Source organism: Streptomyces sp. NPDC051940 (genome assembly GCF_040680895.1).
Classification (GTDB): Bacteria; Actinomycetota; Actinomycetes; order Streptomycetales; family Streptomycetaceae; genus Streptomyces.
Map to the genome: position 1 here is coordinate 1 of NZ_JBFAXR010000018.1, position 16,821 is coordinate 16,821.

The window sequence follows — 16,821 nt, forward strand, 5'->3', positions numbered from 1 at the left end:
TCTGGCGGCCCGGGGACCGCGAACTTCGCCATCTGCCACCGCCGCTGGGCTGGGTCCCGGGCACCGCCTTGTGGACCGCCTCCGGCGAGCTCCGCCCAGAGGGAACCGCCCGGCGGCCGGAAACGCGAACCCGCTACCGGATCTCGGAGATCTCCGGACCCCGCTGCAGCGAGTCGATACCGCCCGCGAAGCGCGACCCCTCCGCCTCGTCCTGCTGCACGCCGTCGGGCACCATCTGGGCGTCCGTGGGCAGCTTCAGGACGATCGGGTCACGAGGCGCCATCGGCGAGTCACCGCGCGTGATCACCGCGCCCCGGAAGATCTGCTCGAGCACCCCGGCCGCGGCCGGCTGCACCGCGCCCTGACCGGAGATCACACCGCGCAGGAACCAGCGGGGCCCGTCGACACCGACGAAGCGCACGACCTGCACGCCGCTCTTGCCGTCGGGCAGCTGCACGGGCACCTGCGCCCGCAGCTCCCAGCCGAGCGGTCCCTCGACCTCGTCGACGATGCCGCCCTGCTGGGTGATCCCGGACGCGATCTCCGACCGCACCTCGCCCCAGATCCCCTCGTTGCGGGGCGCCGCGAACGCCTGCAGCTGGATCGCGCTGTCCCGCAGCACGACCGTCGCGGCGACGATGGCCTCTCCGGCCACCTCGACCCGCAGCTCCATGCCGTCGACACCGGGGACCTGCAGGCCGCCCAGGTCGATCCGCCCGTCCCCGGGCTTCTCGACCTCGCTGATGTCCCACGGCCCCTCGGGCCGCGGTGCGGGAGGCAGGGCGTACGAGGACGCCTCTTCTTCCTCCGCCTGCTCCTCGGCCTGATCGTTCAGGCCGTCGGCGAGCTCGTCGACAGCATCCTCATGCTGCTTGCGACGACGTCCGAACACGTCATTGTCCTTCCCGGTCGGCAACGACCGAAGCGTACCCATGGGCGACCGCGGATTGCCCCAGCGAGGCATGACCTCCTGTGGATCCGTGTCCGCCCTCGCCCCTGGCAGAGCCCGGAAGCTCCTCCACCTCATGGAATCGCACGGTCTCCACCCGCTGGACGACCAGCTGGGCGATGCGGTCGAAACGCTCGATCCGCACGCTGCGCCGCGGGTCGAGGTTCTGCAGAATCACCTTGACCTCCCCACGGTACCCGGCATCCACCGTTCCCGGTGCGTTGACCACCGTCACCCCGCACCGGGCCGCCAGCCCGGACCGGGGGTGCACGAAGGCCGCGTACCCCGCGGGGAGCGCGATGGACACCCCGGTCCCGACCATCGCCCGCTCACCGGGCGGGAGTTCCACCGTCTCGGTGGAGACGAGGTCGAGTCCGGCGTCCCCGGGATGCGCGTACGACGGGAGCGGGACCTCGGGGTCGGTCCGGCGGATGAGCACGTCCACGGGTTCACGGGTCACGGGTTCACCTCGAAGGCGCGTACGCGGCGGAGCTGGTCGGGGTCGGCCATGGCGGCCTGGATCTCCTCCGGCCTGCCGTGCTCGATGAAGTGGTCGACCTTGACCTCGATGAACAGGGCGTCGGCCCGGACCGCGACCGGTCCGTCGGGGCCGCCGATCCGGCCGGTGGCGGTGGAGTAGATCTTGCGGCCGACGACGCCGGTGACCTGCGCGTCCAGGTGCAGGACGGTGTCCACCGGCACCGGGAGCAGGTAGTCCGTCTCCAGCCGCCCGGTGACCGCGATCGTGCGCAGCAGCCAGTTCAGCGAGCCCAGGGTCTCGTCCAGGGCCGTCGCCAGCACACCGCCGTGCGCGAGCCCGGGTGCCCCCTGGTGCGCCTTCCTGACGGTGAACTCGGCGGTGACGGTCACCCCCTCGCCGGCCCGGGCGGCGAGGTGCAGTCCGTGCTCCTGGCCGCCGCCGCAGCCGAAGCACTCGTCGTAGTGGGGGCCGAGCAGCTCGCCGGGCGCGGGGGCCTCGGGGTGCCGCACCGGCGCCACCGCCCCTTCGGGCGGCCGCGGGGAAGTGTTACGGGGGCTCACGCGTCAGACCCTACCTGCGTACATGCAAAGCTTTGGTCATGGAGAGTTACGACGAGCGGCTCAGCGCGCCGCGCTCGTGGTGGGTGGTGGCGGCCCTGGTGGGCGTCAGCATGGGTCTGATCTTCCTGCCGTTCGGCACCCTGGCCATGCTGGCCGCCCTGGTGGGCGGCATCGCCCTCGCCTCGGTCGGCGTCTCGGCCTACGGCTCGGCCCGGATCCGGGTGGTCTCCGGCTCGCTGGTGACGCCCACGGCCCGGATCCCGGTCTCGGCCCTGGGCCCGGCGGAGCCGCTCGACGCGGAGGAGGCCCGCGCCTGGCGTACGCACCGGGCGGACGTCCGGGCGTACATGCTGCTGCGCAGCTACATCCCGACCGCGGTCCGCATCCCGGTCACGGATCCCGAGGACCCGACGCCGTACGTGTACCTCTCGACGCGCTCGCCCGAGCGCCTGGCGGCGGCCCTGGAAGCGGTCCGCGCCGGCTGACGCGGCAGGAGCGCCCCGGCCGGGTCCAGCCCGGCCCGAGGGCCCTCTCAGGCCTCCAGCGCCCGCTCGCCCCGCACGGTGCCCCCCTCGAGGGGGACAGCGCCCCCCTGGAGGGGTACGGCGGTGAGATCGCCGTCCTCCGCGGACGGCAGGGCGCCCCACGGCAGCTGGCGGGGCCGCAGATCGGCGCGCACCCGCTCGGCGAGCCGATGGGTGTCGCGCCGGTTCATGATCGCCCCGGCGGCCGCCCCGACGAGGAACGGGATCAGCACCGGGAGGTTGCGGATCAGCCGCTTCAACACCTGCTGCCGCAGCTGCTTGGCCAGCTCCCCGCCGAGCATCGAGTGGACGCCCTTGGCCCGCTCGGCCTTGCGGCCGCCGTCGGACGCCCACACGGTGACGAACGCGTTCGCCCGCTGCATGGCGGTGCCGGGCGGACGCAGCCCGTAGACCTCGTGGAGCTCGGCGAGCAGCTTGATCTCGATCAGGGCGACCCCGATGATCTCGCCCGCGAGCTCCGCGGGCATGGCCGGTGGGACGGGCAGCATCGAGGCGGCCCCGACGCCCGCTCCCACCGTGGAGGTGCCTTTCACGGCCCCGGCGACGAGCTTGTCGGCAAGCTCTTCGGGTCCGAGGCCGGGAAACTGGCGGCGCAGGGTCGCCAGGTCGCGGACGGGGATCCGCGGCGCGCCGTCGACGATGGCGTCGGCCGCCAGGTCGAGCGCCCTGCGGGCGCGGCGCAACGCGGCTGCACGGGCACGCCCCGGGGGGCGTGCCTCACCGGTCTTCTCCCCGTCTGCCACGGCCTGTGCCGCCTGTCAGGCGGCGCAGTCGCGGCAGATGGGGTTGCCGTTCTTCTCCGCCGCGAGCTGGCTGCGGTGGTGTACCAGGAAGCAGCTCATGCAGGTGAACTCGTCAGCCTGCTTGGGCAGCACCCGAACCGCCAGCTCCTCGTTGGAGAGGTCCGCACCGGGCAGCTCGAGGCCCTCCGCGGCCTCGAATTCGTCGACGTCGACCGTCGAAGTGGCCTTGTCGTTACGACGGGCCTTCAGCTCTTCGATGCTGTCCTCGTTGACGTCGTCGTCGGTCTTGCGTGGAGTGTCGTAGTCCGTAGCCATCGCTCTTCTCCCCCTCTGGGTGTCTGTGGTGTCTCCAGCGCTCGTAACGCGTGAGAGGCCGGACTTGTGCCCGACCCGAGGCGGAGATTTTGCCTCACATCAAGGTCTGTTATGCAATCGACACCCACTCGGGCCCCTGAAGAGGTGATCCTGGCAGGTGGCGAACGGGACCGTACACGATCCGGATGGCCTGCGCGCGCACGCCATGCCCGGTACTTCCCGTGAGCGCTGTGCGGGTAAACCCGGATCATCACGGGAAAATTCCGGACATTGCTGATCACGCAACGCAGTCGCCCCAAGGGCCACCGGCTGTGATCGATCACACACCTTAGACGGGCAGCGAGACACGCACGACCAGACCCCCGCCTTCGCGCGGCTCCGCCGTCACGGCACCCCCGTGGGCCCGCGTGATGGATCGCACAATGGAGAGCCCCAGACCGACGCCCTTGTCGCTGCCTGTACGCTCTGTGCGCAGCCGGCGGAAGGGCTCGAAAAGATTGTCCACCTCGTACGCCGGGACGACCGGGCCGGTGTTGCTCACCGTCAGCACGGCCACGCCGTCGTGGGCCTGCGTCGTCGCCTCGACCCAGCCCTCGCCCGGCACGTTGTAGCGGACGGCGTTCTGCAGCAGGTTCAACGCCACCCGTTCGAGGAGCACACCGTTCCCCTGTACGTATGCGGGCTGGCGGACGCCGCGCAGCTCCACGCCCTTGGCGTCGGCCTCCGAGCGCACCTGGTCGACCGCCTGCGAGGCGACCTCGGCCAGGTCCACGGGCTTGCGGTCGACGATCGCGTTCTCGGAGCGGGCGAGCAGCAGCAGGCCCTCCACGAGCTGCTCGCTGCGCTCGTTGGTGGCCAGCAGCGTCTTGCCGAGCTGCGCCAGCTCCGGCGTCGCCTCGGGGTCGGCGAGCTGGACCTCCAGCAGCGTCCGGTTGATGGCCAGCGGCGTGCGCAGCTCGTGCGAGGCGTTGGCGACGAACCGCTGCTGCGCGTTGAACGCCCGGTCCAGCCGGTCCAGCATGTCGTCGAAGGTGTCCGCGAGTTCCTTCAGCTCGTCGTCCGGGCCGTCCAGCTCGATCCGCTTGTGCAGGTCGGAGCCGGCCACGGAGCGCGCGGTGCGGGTGATGCGGCCGAGCGGCGACAGCACCCGGCCGGCCATCAGGTAGCCGAGGGCGAAGGCCAGCACGGTGAGGCCCAGCAGGGCGAACAGGGAGCGGCGCAGCAGGGAGTCCAGCGCCAGGCTCTGCTGGGCCTGGATGCAGACGTCCTGGATGCGGTTGAAGTCGCTGACGTCCATGTTGGCCACGGTCTGCGCCTCGGCGCAGTTCGTGAGCGGCTTGACGTTGACGAGGCCCTGCTGGTTCGGCGCCAGCCGGAAGTTGGCCGCGCCGCCGTCGTGCAGGGCTTGGGCGGCCAGCAGGTAGATGATCGTCAGCAGCACCATGCCGGCCATCAGGAACATGCCGCCGTACAGCAGCGTGAGCCGTATCCGGATGGTGGGCCGCAGCCACGGGTAGACCCGTGCCGGCTGCGGGTCCCAGGTGGGCTTCGGCGGCGTCGTGGCGGGCGGCGGGGCCGTCGGCTGGGCGGGTACTTCGGTCATGTGCATCAGATCCGGTAACCGGAGCCGGGCACGGTGATGATCACCGGCGGCTCGCCGAGCTTGCGGCGCAGGGTCATCACCGTCACGCGGACGACGTTGGTGAACGGGTCGGTGTGCTCGTCCCAGGCCTTCTCCAGCAGCTGCTCCGCCGAGACCACGGCGCCCTCGCTGCGCATCAGGACCTCCAGCACGGCGAACTCCTTGGGCGCCAGCTGGACCTCCTTGCCGTCGCGGAAGACCTCGCGGCGGTTCGGGTCGAGCCTGATGCCCGCCCGCTCCAGTACGGGCGGCAGCGCCTGGGTCGTACGGCGGCCGAGCGCCCGTACCCGGGCGATGAGTTCGCTGAAGGCGAAAGGCTTGGGCAGATAGTCGTCCGCCCCGAGCTCCAGACCCTCCACGCGGTCGCTGACGTCGCCGGAGGCGGTGAGCATCAGCACCCGGGTGGGGATGCCCAGTTCCACGATCTTCCGGCACACGTCGTCGCCGTGCACGAGCGGCAGGTCGCGGTCCAGCACGACCACGTCGTAGTCGTTCAGCTCGATGCGGTCCAGGGCGGCGGCGCCGTCGTACACCACGTCCACGGCCATGGCCTCACGGCGCAGCCCGGTGGCCACGGCATCGGCGAGCAGCTGCTCGTCCTCGACGACGAGTACGCGCAAGATCGTGTCCTTCCATGCGGGCGGCCCGGCGGGCGCGCCTGGGGTCCCCGGAGCCGGGGCCGGGTTCCATCCTGCCTGGAACCGCGGTAAACCGGTCGTAAGCGCCAGGTGACGTGCGCCGCGGACGGGCGGGAGCCGCCCGCTCCCGGGAATTTCCCGGAATCATGTTTCCGCCCCCGGCGGGGTGGGGAGTACGACTGCACACCCGCCGATCACATCTGTCCGGCCACCCCGAAGGCACGGCACTCGAGCTGTAGCCGCCGGATCACCCGTGATCACCTGCCGTCGGCACACCCCCGTGCCCTTTGACCTACGCCGAGGGGGCTCACATGGACGCATTCACCGCTGGCATTCTGCAGCGCATAAGGAGCACCGAAACCGACATCGACCGCGCCCGTGAGTCGGGTGACGACTTCCTCGTCGAGGTCGAGACCGCGGAACTGGAAGACCTCCGGCGGCTCGCCGCCGACCACGGCGTCGAGGTGGGGGCGCTCCACAACTGACCCCGCCGGCGACGACGCCCCGGTGCATCCGGCACCGGGGCTTCTTGCTGCGTACGAACGCCGGCTGCGAGGGCCGCCCGCGAGAGCCGCCGCCGTCAGTCGTGCCAGGCGCCCAGCTCGTCCAGGAGGCGCTGCAGCGGGCCGAAGACGCCCGGGGACGCGGCGACCGTCAGGTCGTACGACGGGGGCTCGCCCGGCCGGGAGCCGGTGAGCGCGCCGGCCTCACGGGCGATGAGGTCGCCGGCGGCCAGGTCCCAGGGGTGCAGCCCGCGCTCGTAGTAGCCGTCCAGCCGGCCGCAGGCCACGTCGCACAGGTCGATCGCGGCGGAGCCCGCCCGGCGGATGTCGCGGACCTGGGGCAGCAGGACGCGCGCGACCTCGGCCTGCGCGGTCCGCACCGTCCGGACGTAGTTGAAGCCCGTGCCGATCAGCGCCTCCGCCATCGGCGGCGAGGGCCGGTGAGCGATCCGTTCGCCGTTCAGGTACGCGCCCCGGCCGAGCACCGCGTGGCTCGTCTCGCGCCGGGTCGGGACCTCCACGACGCCGACGACGCGCTCCCCGTCCAGCTCGGCCGCCACGGAGACGGACCACTCCGGGCGCCCGTAGAGGTAGTTCACGGTGCCGTCGATCGGGTCGACGACCCAGCGCACCCCGCTGGTGCCCGTGACGCTGGCGCCCTCCTCGCCGAGGATGCCGTCCCGCGGGCGGGCCTGCGCGATCAGCCCGGTGATGAGCTTCTCCGCGGCGAGGTCCATCTCCGTGACGACGTCGATGCTGCTCGACTTGGTGGCCGCGACACCGAGGTCGGCGGGGCGGCCGTCGCGCAGCAGCTCGCCCGCCTTGGCCGCGGCTTCGAGGGCCAGGGCGAGGAGTTCGTCCTTCAGCTGTTCCGTGGTCCGGTCCGTCATGCCCGCGCCTCCTCGGCGGCCGCGGGGGCGGCCTCCGCCCCGGCGACGACCGGCTTCCACACCCGTCCGGGACAGCAGCCGGGCCGGCACACGTCGTGGCTGGGGCCCAGCGCGCCGAGCGCGCACCGCTCGGGGTGCTCGCCGCGCTCGGTCGCGGCCCGCTCCAGCACGAGTTCGCGCAGTCCGGCGACGAATCCCGGGTCGGCGCCGACCGTGGCCGACCGTACGGCGGGCAGGCCCAGCTCCTTCGCCTTGGCGGCCGCCTCGGTGTCGAGGTCGTACAGGACCTCCATGTGGTCGGAGACGAAGCCGATCGGCGCCATCACGACGGCCGGGGCCCCGGCCTCGTGCAGGGCCTCCAGGTGGTCGCAGATGTCCGGCTCCAGCCACGGGATGTGCGCGGCGCCGCTGCGCGACTGGTAGACCAGCTCCCAGGGGCGGTCGACACCGGTCGCCTCGCGGACGGCCGCGGCGACGAGGCGGGCGACGTCCCGGTGCTGGGCGACGTACGCGCCGCCCTCGGGGCCGGAGGTGTCGGCCGACGACGTCGGGATGGAGTGCGTGCTGAACGCGATGTGCGCGCCGTCACGGACGTCCTCGGGCAGCTGCTCGAGGGCGCTGAGCACGCCGTCGGCCATGGGCCGTACGAAGCCCGGGTGGTTGAAGTAGTGCCGCAGCTTGTCGACCCGCAGCTCGACGCCGCGTTCGGTCCGCAGCCGGTCCAGGGCGGCCGCGAGGTCCTCGCGGTACTGGCGGCAGCCGGAGTACGAGGCGTACGCGCTGGTGACCAGGGTCAGTACGCGGCGGTGGCCGTCGGCGGCGATCTGCTCCAGGGTCTCGTACAGGTACGGCGCCCAGTTGCGGTTGCCCCAGTAGACGGGGAGGCCGACGCCGTTGTCCGCGAAGTCGTCGCGCAGGGCCCCGATCAGCCTGAGGTTCTGCTCGTTGATGGGGCTGACGCCGCCGAAGAGGTAGTAGTGCCGCCCCACCTCCTGCAGCCGCTCCCGGGGGATCCCCCGGCCCCGGGTCACGTTCTCGAGGAACGGGACGACGTCCTCCGGCCCCTCCGGGCCGCCGAAGGAGAGCAGCAGCAGAGCGTCGTACGGTCGTACGTCGGGCGTTTCGCGCATGCCCCGATCCTGCCACGCCCCGCCCCTGGCGGCCGTCGGCCCCCGAGGGCCCCGGGGCGTTCCCCGCGGCCCAGGGCGGACCCTGACGCGGCTGTCGGAGGCCCCGCTTACGCTGAGGATCGCCCCACAACCGACCCCACCGAACTGTGAGCCGCACGTGCTAGCCCCGTACCGCGCGATCTTCTCGCGCCGAGGCACCCTCGCCTTCTCCACCGCCGGCTTCGTCGGCCGGATGCCCCTGGCCATGACCGGCCTGGGCATCGTGACGATGATGTCCCAGCTCACGGGCAGGTACGGCCTGGCGGGCGCGCTCACGGCGACCCTCGCACTCGCGGCCGCCGTTCTCGGCCCGCAGGTCTCACGCCTCACCGACCGCCACGGCCAGCGCCGCGTGATGCGCCCGGCGATGCTCATATCCGTGGCCGCGATCGGCATGCTGTGCCTGACCGCCCGCGAGGGCTGGCCGGACTGGCTGCTGTTCGTCTTCGCGGCGACGGCCGGCTGCGTACCCAACGTCGGCTCGATGGTCCGCGCCCGCTGGTCGCTGATCTACCGCGACGACGACCCCACCCGGCTGCACACGGCGTACTCCTTCGAGTCCGTCGTGGACGAGATCTGCTTCATCATCGGCCCGATCCTCGCCATCGGCCTGGCCACCTCCGTCTTCCCCGAGGCCGGACTGCTCCTGGCCGCCGTCTTCCTGGGCGTGGGCGTGTGGTGGCTGACCGCCCAGCGCGCCACCGAGCCCCCGCCGCACCCGCCGGGCCACCATGCCGCCGGCAGCGCCCTGCGTACGCGCGGACTGCCGTGGCTGATGGCCTCGTTCGTGGCGACCGGCGCGCTGCTGGCGGCGACCGAGGTGTCGACGGTCGCGTTCGCCGAGGAGGAGGGCCACAAGTCCGCCGCGAGCATCGTGCTCGCCCTGTGGGCGCTGGGTTCCGGTATCGCCGGGCTGGTCTTCGGGCTCGTCCAGCCGAAGGGACCGCTGTCCAGGCGATTCCTGCTGGGTGTGGCCGCGATGGCCGTGAGTATGATCCCCCTCCAACTGGTCAGTAGCCTTCCGCAGCTGACCGTGGCGCTGTTCGTCTCCGGCCTGGCGGTCGCCCCGACCATGGTGACCACCATGGCCATGGTGGAGCGGCTCGTCCCGCCGTCCCGGCTCACCGAGGGCATGACCTGGGTGAGCACCGGGCTCGCGGTGGGGGTGGCCCTGGGCTCGGCGGTGGCCGGGTGGGCCATCGACGCGGGCGGGTCCGAGGCCGGTTACGCCGTCCCCGGGGTCTCGGGAGCGCTCGCGGTCGCGGTGGCGCTGCTGGGACACCGCCGGCTGCGGTCGGCGCCCGCACGGGAGGGAACGCACGTTGCAGAGCGGAAGCAGCCGGGGGACGAGGAGCAGGAGCACGTGGCGTAACTGGGCGGGGAACGTCTCCGCCCGGCCCGCGCTGAGCGTGAGCCCGTCGAGCGCGGAGGAGGTCGCCGAGGCCGTCCGGCTGGCCGCCGGGAAGGGGCTGCCCGTGAAGGCGGTCGGCACGGGCCACTCCTTCACACCGGTCGCAGCCACCGACGGGCTGCTGATACGCCCCGAACGCCTGACGGGCATACGGGAGATCGACCGGGCCGCCGGGACGGTCACCGTGGCCGCGGGGACACCGCTGAAGGTCCTCAACCGCGAGCTGGCCTCGGCGGGGCTGTCGCTGACCAACATGGGCGACATCATGGAGCAGACCGTCTCCGGGGCGGTCAGCACGGGCACCCACGGTACGGGCCGTGCCTCCGGTTCCGTCTCGGCGCAGGTCGTGGGGCTGGAGCTGGTGACCGCCGAGGGCAAGGTCCTCCACTGCTCGGCCGCCGAGAACGCGGACGTCTTCGCCGCGGCCCGGCTGGGGCTGGGCGCGCTGGGTGTCCTCACCTCGCTCACGTTCGCCGTGGAGCCGGCGTTCCTGCTCACGGCGCGCGAGCAGCCGATGGGCTTCGACGAGGTGACGTCGCGCTTCGACGAGCTGGCGGCGGAGAACGAGCACTTCGAGTTCTACTGGTTCCCGCACACCGCGAACTGCCACACCAAGCGCAACAACCGCAGCGCGGGCCCGGCGAAGCCGCTCGGCGCCGCCGGGCGCTGGGTCGAGGAGGAGCTGCTCTCCAACGGCGTCTGGGAGGTGGCCTGCCGGGTGGGCCGGGCTGCCCCCGCGACGGTCCCGTCGATCGCGAAGATCGCCAGCAGGGCCTGGTCGGACCGGACGTACACGGACGTCGCGTACAAGGTCTTCACCAGTCCGCGCCGGGTGCGGTTCGTGGAGATGGAGTACGCCGTGCCCCGGGCGGCCGCCGTCGGCGCGCTGCGGGAGCTGCGGGCGCTCGTCGACTCCTCCGGCCTGCGGATCAGCTTCCCGGTGGAGGTCCGCGTCGCGCCCGCGGACGACATCCCGCTCTCCACCGCCTCCGGCCGGGACTCCGCGTACATCGCGGTCCACCTCTACCGGGGCACGCCGCACGAGGCGTACTTCGGGGCGGTGGAGCGGATCATGACGGCGCACGAGGGCCGCCCCCACTGGGGCAAGATGCACACCCGCGACGCGTCCTACCTCGAGGGCGTCTACCCGCGCTTCGCCGAGTTCCGCTCCCTGCGCGACCGGTTGGACCCCGAGCGGCGGTTCACGAACGCGTATCTGCGGCAGGTCCTGGGGGACTGAGGGACGCTCAGTCCGTCGCGGTCTGCGGCGTGACGCCCGCCTCCGGGGACTGCGTCGGGTCCGCCTCCGGAGTCGTCCCCGGGTCCTCGGCCGGGTCGGACTGCCCGTCGTCCGGTGTCTCCGCGTCGTTCGACGGCGTGGGGGACGGTGCGGTGGTTTGGTCGCCGTCCTGCGAGGCCGACGGGGTCGGGGTGTCCGCCGGGTCCGGGGTGCCGGAGGGGTGCCGGCCGGTGGACGGCTCGTCCGTGTCGTCCGCCGGCTGCTGCGAGTCGTCCTGGTCCGCCGGGCCGCCGTCGCCGGAGGGCCCCAGGACCCGGCCGATGCTCGTGCCGGCGCCCGTGTCGTCCTTGCCCCACCAGCTCGCCATCGTGCCGCCGCCGGCCGCCTCGACGCCCACGACGACCGCCATCCCGGCGGCGAACACCCCCGCCGCGGTCAGCGCGGTGCGCCGCCAGCCCCGCAGCCGGGTGCCGTGCACCGTCGCCTCGGAGAAGCCGCCGGTGGCGGGCAGCACCCGCGTGGCGTCCGCCGCCTCCTGCGGCATCCCGTGTGTGGCGTCGCGCAGTTGCTCGCCCGTACGACGGAACACGTGCTGGAACACCGCGCCGCCCGCCGTCGCCACCACGCTGACCACACCGGCGCCGATGATCGTCCCGTACACGCCCATGCTGGACGCCAGGAACGCGGCGACGACGGTCGCCGCCGCGCTGCCCGCCACCTGCGACCCGCTCAGCTCGAGCTTCCCGCCGGACTCCGCTTTCTGCCCCATCCCCATCCAAAGGCCGTTCTTTCCGACTCCAACCGTCAGAAAGGACTCCCGGGCGGATCTCGCGGTTCCGGATGTGGAGACTCTGTGATCCTTCGCACGGATCCGGCCTCCGGTGCGCGCACTCCGGCCCTGCGGAACCCCCCGCTCCGGCCACGCTCCGCGACCATGAGCGCTCTGGCCGCAATTTCGCCCTTTCGGCCGACTGCGGCCCGGAAACTGGCAACATGCCGGACCACATGCTTCCGAATCGGCGGATTACGTGACGGACCACCCCCGCATCCGTGCAGGTGAGGGGAGGGAAAAGCGGCAACTCCCGCGCTCCGTGAGAACGTAGACGGCGTGGCGGGCCCACCTTCCGGGGCGAACGGAGCCCGAATGGAGTACTGTGACGAACCCGTGCTCCGGTGTCCCGTCTGACGGGTGACCCGCATGGTCACTCAGCGTTGCAAATTGGTAACCGTGCCATAACGGCGCTTTGGGCCCAAGGTCCGACACGCCGGGCAACTCGGCAATGTTGTGGCAGGCCGCACTCCGGCAGGCCACACTCGACTAGCGGAAGCAGCGACGCACACGTGACGTCGGCAGGCACGACCCGGGAGGTCCCCATGCCCGAACTGCGTGTCGTGGCCGTCAGCAACGACGGCACACGGCTGGTGCTGAAGGCTGCGGACGCCACGGAGTACACCCTTCCGATTGACGAACGGCTGCGCGCGGCCGTCCGCAACGACCGTGCCCGGCTCGGCCAGATCGAGATCGAGGTCGAGTCGCATCTGCGGCCCCGCGACATCCAGGCGCGGATACGAGCCGGTGCCTCCGCCGAGGAGGTCGCGGCGCTGGCCGGCATCCCCGTGGACCGTGTGCGGCGCTTCGAGGGCCCGGTGCTGGCCGAGCGGGCGTTCATGGCCGAGCGGGCCCGTAAGACGCCCGTGCGGCGTCCCGGCGAGTCCACCGGCCCGACCCTGGGCGACGCCGTCTCCGAGCGGCTGATGATGCGCGGGGCGGACAAGGACACCGTCCAGTGGGACTCCTGGCGGCGGGACGACGGCACCTGGGAGGTGCTGCTCGTCTACCGCGTCGCGGGCGAGCCCCACTCGGCCGGCTGGACCTACGACCCGCCGCGCCGGCTGGTGCAGGCCGTGGACGACGAGGCGCGGGCGCTCATCGGCGAGTCCGACGACCCCCCGGAGCCCTCGTTCCCGTTCGTGCCGCGCATCGCCCGGCTCCCCCGCCCCGACCGTGACGGCGAGGGCCCGGAGCGGGACGCCGGCCAGGGTCGCGGCGGCGCGTCCGGCGGCGCCAAGGACAAGGGCGGCGACTCGCTGACCAGCCTGCTGGAGGCCGTGCCCAACTACCGGGGCGACCTGGCGGTTCCCGAGCAGTCGGGTCCGCCGTCCCCGCCCCCGCCGGAGGCGCCGGTCCAGCAGCCGCCCGCCGAGGCGGAGGAGCCCCCGGCGCCGGCCGCGTCCGCGGGATCCGCCGGTTCGGCGTACGCGGACGTGCTGATGCCGCGGAGCGTGCGGGGCCACCGCGACCGGCTCACGGGCCACACGGACCGGCAGGCGGAGGCGGACGGCGTCCGCCCGGGCCGCCGGGCGTCGGTGCCGTCGTGGGACGAGATCGTCTTCGGGTCGCGGCGGAAGAAGCCCGAGTCGGGCGGCTGACGGAGAAGTTGATACGACGAGGGCCGGGTCTTTCGGAAGACCCGGCCCTCGTCGTACGCGGCGCCGGGCCCTTCGCAGGACCCGGCCCTCGTCGTACGCCCTCAGCCGCGCTCCGGGCCCGTCGCCACGGGGCGGGACGGGTCTCCCGACCACTCCGACCACGAGCCGACGTACAGCGACGCCTCCACGCCCGCCACGGCCAGCGCGAGGACCTCGTGGGCGCCGGAGACGCCCGAGCCGCAGTAGACGCCCACCTCGGCGCCGGGGACCGCGCCCAGCGCGCCGAAGCGCTCGGCGAGTTCGGCCGCCGGTCGGAACGTGCCGTCGGGGGCGGTGTTCTCCGTCGTGGGGGCGTTCAGCGCGCCGGGGATGTGTCCGGCGACCTTGTCGATGGGCTCCGTCTCGCCGCGGTACCGCTCCCCCGCCCGCGCGTCGAGCAGCACGCCCCGGTGGGCCAGCGCGCCGGCCTCGTCGGCGGTGAGCAGTCCGCGGGCGCCCGGGATCGGGCGGAAGTCGCCGGGCTCCGGCGACGGCGTCTCAGTGGACAGCGGGCCGTCCCAGGCGTCCAGACCGCCGTCAAGGACACGTACCGAAGGATGACCCGTCCAGCGGAGCATCCACCAGGTGCGGGCCGACGCCCAGCCCTGCCAGCCGTCGTACACGACGACGTCCCGGTCGGCGGACACCCCGGCCCGGCGCATCGCGTCCTCGAAGACGTCCGGTTCCGGCAGCGGGTGGCGGCCCCGGTCGCCGGGCGGGCCGGCCAGTTCGGTCTCCAGGTCGACGTAGACCGCCCCGGGGATGTGCCCGGCCTCGTACGTCGGGCGCCCGGGCGGCCCGCCCATCTGGTAGCGGACGTCGAGCAGGACGGGCGGGCGCGGCGAGCCGAGTTCGGCGGCGAGTTCGGCGGCGGATACGAGCGGAGTCATGGCCCCATCCTCGCGCAGCCGCCGCCCGGCCGGGCGGCGGGGGCGCCGACACGGCCCCGCCCGGACCTCACCCGCGTGGCGCAACCCCACCCCCACCCGGGGCTCGGAAGCGGAACCCCCGAGCCCCTCCCCGCTCACACCCCTGAGTGAGCACGCCGACACCCTCCGGAAACTTCGCGGAAACCCCACGCACCGACATTTCGCCGTTGATTTGACCCCAATTCGCCGCAGAGGGGGCGCGCTTTCGGGTACCGGATGGGAATATCGTCCCCATGACCGAGGGAGCGAGCGACCCCACAGCCCCACGGCCCCCCGGCACACCATGCTGGGTGACCCTGCTGGCCCACAACCTCCCCGCCGCCCAGGACTTCTACGGCACCCTGTTCGGCTGGCGGTTCGAGACGGGCCTGCAGCGGGTGGGCCCGTACACGCAGGACCTGCGCGCGCAGGCGGATGGGCAGGACCTGGCGGGGATCGGCGAGCTGCCCCCGGACAGCCGGCAACATCCGGTCTGGACGCCGTACTTCATCGTCCGCGACGCCGACGTGGCCGCGGCGAACGTGCGCAGCACGGGCGGCACGGTGGCGGTCGGGCCGCTGGACCTGACCACGCGCGGCCGGATGGCGCTGTGCTCCGATCCGACCGGGGCGGTGTTCGGCATCTGGCAGCCGCGCGAGCACCTGGGCTGGTCACGGCGTCCGCTGCCCGGCACGCCCGTGTGGAACGAGCTGTGGGTGCCGGAGCCCTCGATGGTCAGCCGGTTCTACGAGTGGATCTTCGGCTGCACGATGGACAAGCAGGCGGACGGCTCCCTTACCCTGCTGGCGGGCGGCCAGGCCGTCGCCGCCATCCGCCCCCTGCCGCCGTCCCTCGCCACGCAGACGCCGCCCCACTGGAGCACGCACTTCGCGGTGAAGGACGCCGCCGAGACGGTCGCCCTTCTCGGCAGCCTTGGGGGCCGGTTGCTCCGGGGTCCCTACGACGTGCCCGGCGGTGTGCGGGCGGAGGTCGCGGACCCGGAGGGCGCGGAGTTCACCCTGGTGTCGGACGGCTGAGGGTTCGGGTCAGGAGTGGCGGCGCGGCCGCTTGGCGGGCTTGCCGCCGCGCGCGGCGCCCTTGCGCGCGCCGGCGCCGCCGGCCTTGGCGCCACGCCCGGGCGGAGGCGGCTTGCGCCGCGCGGCGCCCTTGTCCGCCTGCCGGGCCGCCGGCTCCGCCTCCCCGCGCCGGCCGCGCGAGCTGTTCACGGTCCGCCCGCGCACGACGCCGATGAAGTCGTCCACCGCGTCCGTGGTGGCGTCCTCCCGCCAGGAGAGCGCGACCTGCGACTGCGGCAGCCCGCCGACGGTCCGGTACGTCAGGTCCTTGCGGTGGTGCAGCCGCGCCAGCGACTGCGGTACGACGAGCACACCGACGCCCGCCGCCACCAGCTGCACGGCGTCCGCCGTGGTGGCGGGGCGCTCCAGCGCGGGGCGGCCCGGCGGGTGCTCCCAGTCCAGGGTGTCGTCGAGCGGGTGCAGGACGAGCTCGTCGGCGAGGTCCTCGGCGGTCAGCTCGTCGTCGGCGGCGGCGAAGAGGTGGTCCTTGGGGATCACGACGACGGTCGTCTCGACGTACAGCGGGATCGCGTGCAGATCGGCGCGGTCGACGGGCAGCCGTACGAAGGCCGCGTCCAGCTCCCGCTCCCGCAGCGCGCCGGGGGCCTCGGCGGTGGTGACGGCGACCAGCTCCAGCGGGGCGGCGGGGTAGCGCTCCTCCCAGATCCGCACCCACTTGCCGGGCGTGACGCCGGGGACGTAGCCGAGGCGGAACGCCGAAGGGGCCGTGGGGGCTGCGGGACGGTGCTGGGGGTCGCTCACGCCCCCAGGCTAGCCGGGCCCCCGGGGACCGGCTCATCCGCGTGGCGCGGGCGCGGTCCCCGACTGCTCGTATCCTTGATCCCATGAACGCGCACCAGAGCACCCAGACCATGAAGCCCGCCACCGCGGCGAAGAAGCTGGGTGTGTACCTCGACGCCACCCCCGAGGAGTTCCGGACGGGCGTCGTCTCGCGCGCCGAGCTGAACGCCCTGCAGACCGACCCGCCGCAGTGGCTGCGCGACCTGCGCGCCGACGGCCCGCATCCGCGCCCGGTGGTCGCGGCGAAGCTGGGCGTCTCCATCTCCGGCCTGGCCCGGGGCGGCGTGACGGAGGCCCTGACCACGGCGCAGATCGAGGCGCTGAAGGCGGAGAACCCGGAGTGGCTGCAGAAGGAGCGCGCCACCCAGGCCGAGGTCCGCAAGGAGGCGGCCCGTATCAAGGCGAAGAAGGCGGAGCAGACCGACGAGGCCTGACCGCGCCGCTCCCGGTGGGCGAGCGGCGTTCAGTCGTTTGACGGATT

At 73.2% G+C, this 16,821-nt stretch carries 19 protein-coding genes; 7 read left to right on the top strand and 12 right to left on the bottom strand.

Translation table 11 applies throughout. The annotated features are described in order from the left end of the window. Positions 1 to 133 precede the first annotated feature (133 nt). The 3 genes from AB0M28_RS10210 to AB0M28_RS10220 are packed head-to-tail and all read right to left on the bottom strand — an operon-like array spanning position 134 to position 1,990. Positions 134 to 934, bottom strand: coding sequence for a DUF3710 domain-containing protein (locus tag AB0M28_RS10210; RefSeq protein ID WP_365400791.1), 801 nt, complete (start codon positions 932 to 934; stop codon positions 134 to 136). After that, complete coding sequence (dut, locus tag AB0M28_RS10215) at positions 894 to 1,409, bottom strand: dUTP diphosphatase (protein WP_365400794.1); 516 nt, start codon at positions 1,407 to 1,409, stop codon at positions 894 to 896. Before dut ends, AB0M28_RS10210 begins: the two co-directional genes overlap by 41 nt. Then, entirely contained in the window at positions 1,406 to 1,990 is a 585-nt protein-coding gene (locus AB0M28_RS10220) for a PaaI family thioesterase (protein ID WP_365400797.1), read from the bottom strand. Before AB0M28_RS10220 ends, dut begins: the two co-directional genes overlap by 4 nt. 38 nt (positions 1,991 to 2,028) lie before the next feature. On the opposite strand from AB0M28_RS10220, the gene AB0M28_RS10225 reads away from it, so the two are divergent. Beyond that, positions 2,029 to 2,475, top strand: a complete 447-nt coding sequence (locus AB0M28_RS10225; RefSeq protein WP_365400800.1) for a DUF3093 domain-containing protein — start codon at positions 2,029 to 2,031, stop codon at positions 2,473 to 2,475. Between the two features lie 47 nt (positions 2,476 to 2,522). On the opposite strand, the gene AB0M28_RS10230 is transcribed toward AB0M28_RS10225, so the two are convergent. The 4 genes from AB0M28_RS10230 to AB0M28_RS10245 form a co-directional block, all read right to left on the bottom strand. After that, positions 2,523 to 3,218: a hypothetical protein gene (locus AB0M28_RS10230; RefSeq protein ID WP_365400992.1), complete on the bottom strand. Its 696-nt coding sequence runs from the start codon at positions 3,216 to 3,218 to the stop codon at positions 2,523 to 2,525. 75 nt (positions 3,219 to 3,293) lie between these two features. Further along, positions 3,294 to 3,593, bottom strand: coding sequence for a DUF4193 domain-containing protein (locus AB0M28_RS10235; protein WP_153452506.1), 300 nt, complete (start codon positions 3,591 to 3,593; stop codon positions 3,294 to 3,296). A 328-nt stretch (positions 3,594 to 3,921) separates the two neighbouring features. Then, on the bottom strand, positions 3,922 to 5,196 hold the full coding sequence (locus AB0M28_RS10240; RefSeq protein ID WP_365400804.1) for a HAMP domain-containing sensor histidine kinase: 1,275 nt from the start codon (positions 5,194 to 5,196) through the stop codon (positions 3,922 to 3,924). 5 nt (positions 5,197 to 5,201) lie between these two features. After that, on the bottom strand, positions 5,202 to 5,855 hold the full coding sequence (locus tag AB0M28_RS10245) for a response regulator transcription factor (RefSeq protein WP_365400807.1): 654 nt from the start codon (positions 5,853 to 5,855) through the stop codon (positions 5,202 to 5,204). Between the two features lie 329 nt (positions 5,856 to 6,184). On the opposite strand from AB0M28_RS10245, the gene AB0M28_RS10250 reads away from it, so the two are divergent. Further along, a complete protein-coding gene (locus tag AB0M28_RS10250; protein ID WP_365400810.1) occupies positions 6,185 to 6,358 on the top strand; it encodes a hypothetical protein in 174 nt (57 codons plus the stop codon). 95 nt (positions 6,359 to 6,453) lie between these two features. On the opposite strand, the gene AB0M28_RS10255 is transcribed toward AB0M28_RS10250, so the two are convergent. Together AB0M28_RS10255 and AB0M28_RS10260 are read right to left on the bottom strand one after the other, a co-directional pair. Further along, complete coding sequence (locus AB0M28_RS10255) at positions 6,454 to 7,266, bottom strand: inositol monophosphatase family protein (protein WP_365400813.1); 813 nt, start codon at positions 7,264 to 7,266, stop codon at positions 6,454 to 6,456. Next, positions 7,263 to 8,396 carry a ferrochelatase gene (locus AB0M28_RS10260; RefSeq protein WP_365400816.1) on the bottom strand — a complete coding sequence of 378 codons (1,134 nt, stop codon included), beginning with the start codon at positions 8,394 to 8,396 and terminating at the stop codon, positions 7,263 to 7,265. The genes AB0M28_RS10255 and AB0M28_RS10260 overlap by 4 nt, the downstream gene beginning before the upstream one ends. A 157-nt stretch (positions 8,397 to 8,553) precedes the next feature. Between AB0M28_RS10260 and AB0M28_RS10265 the strand changes: the two genes are divergently transcribed. Next, positions 8,554 to 9,807, top strand: a complete 1,254-nt coding sequence (locus AB0M28_RS10265; protein ID WP_365400819.1) for an MFS transporter — start codon at positions 8,554 to 8,556, stop codon at positions 9,805 to 9,807. After that, the gene (locus tag AB0M28_RS10270; RefSeq protein WP_365400822.1) at positions 9,758 to 11,086 is read left to right on the top strand and encodes a D-arabinono-1,4-lactone oxidase; all 1,329 of its coding nucleotides are present in this window, start codon (positions 9,758 to 9,760) and stop codon (positions 11,084 to 11,086) included. Before AB0M28_RS10265 ends, AB0M28_RS10270 begins: the two co-directional genes overlap by 50 nt. A 7-nt stretch (positions 11,087 to 11,093) precedes the next feature. Here AB0M28_RS10270 and AB0M28_RS10275 read toward each other — a convergent pair whose 3' ends face one another. Beyond that, on the bottom strand, positions 11,094 to 11,855 hold the full coding sequence (locus AB0M28_RS10275) for a hypothetical protein (protein ID WP_365400825.1): 762 nt from the start codon (positions 11,853 to 11,855) through the stop codon (positions 11,094 to 11,096). Positions 11,856 to 12,427: 572 nt separating this feature from the next. Here AB0M28_RS10275 and sepH point away from each other — a divergent pair. Then, positions 12,428 to 13,516, top strand: a complete 1,089-nt coding sequence (gene sepH, locus AB0M28_RS10280; protein ID WP_365400828.1) for a septation protein SepH — start codon at positions 12,428 to 12,430, stop codon at positions 13,514 to 13,516. A gap of 101 nt (positions 13,517 to 13,617) precedes the next feature. Here sepH and AB0M28_RS10285 read toward each other — a convergent pair whose 3' ends face one another. Continuing rightward, positions 13,618 to 14,445, bottom strand: coding sequence for a sulfurtransferase (locus AB0M28_RS10285; RefSeq protein ID WP_365400831.1), 828 nt, complete (start codon positions 14,443 to 14,445; stop codon positions 13,618 to 13,620). Positions 14,446 to 14,774: 329 nt separating this feature from the next. Between AB0M28_RS10285 and AB0M28_RS10290 the strand changes: the two genes are divergently transcribed. Beyond that, complete coding sequence (locus AB0M28_RS10290; RefSeq protein WP_365400834.1) at positions 14,775 to 15,500, top strand: VOC family protein; 726 nt, start codon at positions 14,775 to 14,777, stop codon at positions 15,498 to 15,500. Between the two features lie 9 nt (positions 15,501 to 15,509). Here the strand turns inward: AB0M28_RS10290 and AB0M28_RS10295 are convergent, their stop codons facing one another. Beyond that, positions 15,510 to 16,301 carry a LysR substrate-binding domain-containing protein gene (locus AB0M28_RS10295; protein WP_365400837.1) on the bottom strand — a complete coding sequence of 264 codons (792 nt, stop codon included), beginning with the start codon at positions 16,299 to 16,301 and terminating at the stop codon, positions 15,510 to 15,512. A gap of 83 nt (positions 16,302 to 16,384) precedes the next feature. Here AB0M28_RS10295 and AB0M28_RS10300 point away from each other — a divergent pair, with 83 nt between their 5' ends. Continuing rightward, positions 16,385 to 16,774, top strand: coding sequence for a DUF5997 family protein (locus AB0M28_RS10300; protein ID WP_365400839.1), 390 nt, complete (start codon positions 16,385 to 16,387; stop codon positions 16,772 to 16,774). The last annotated feature ends 47 nt before the right edge of the window (positions 16,775 to 16,821 follow it).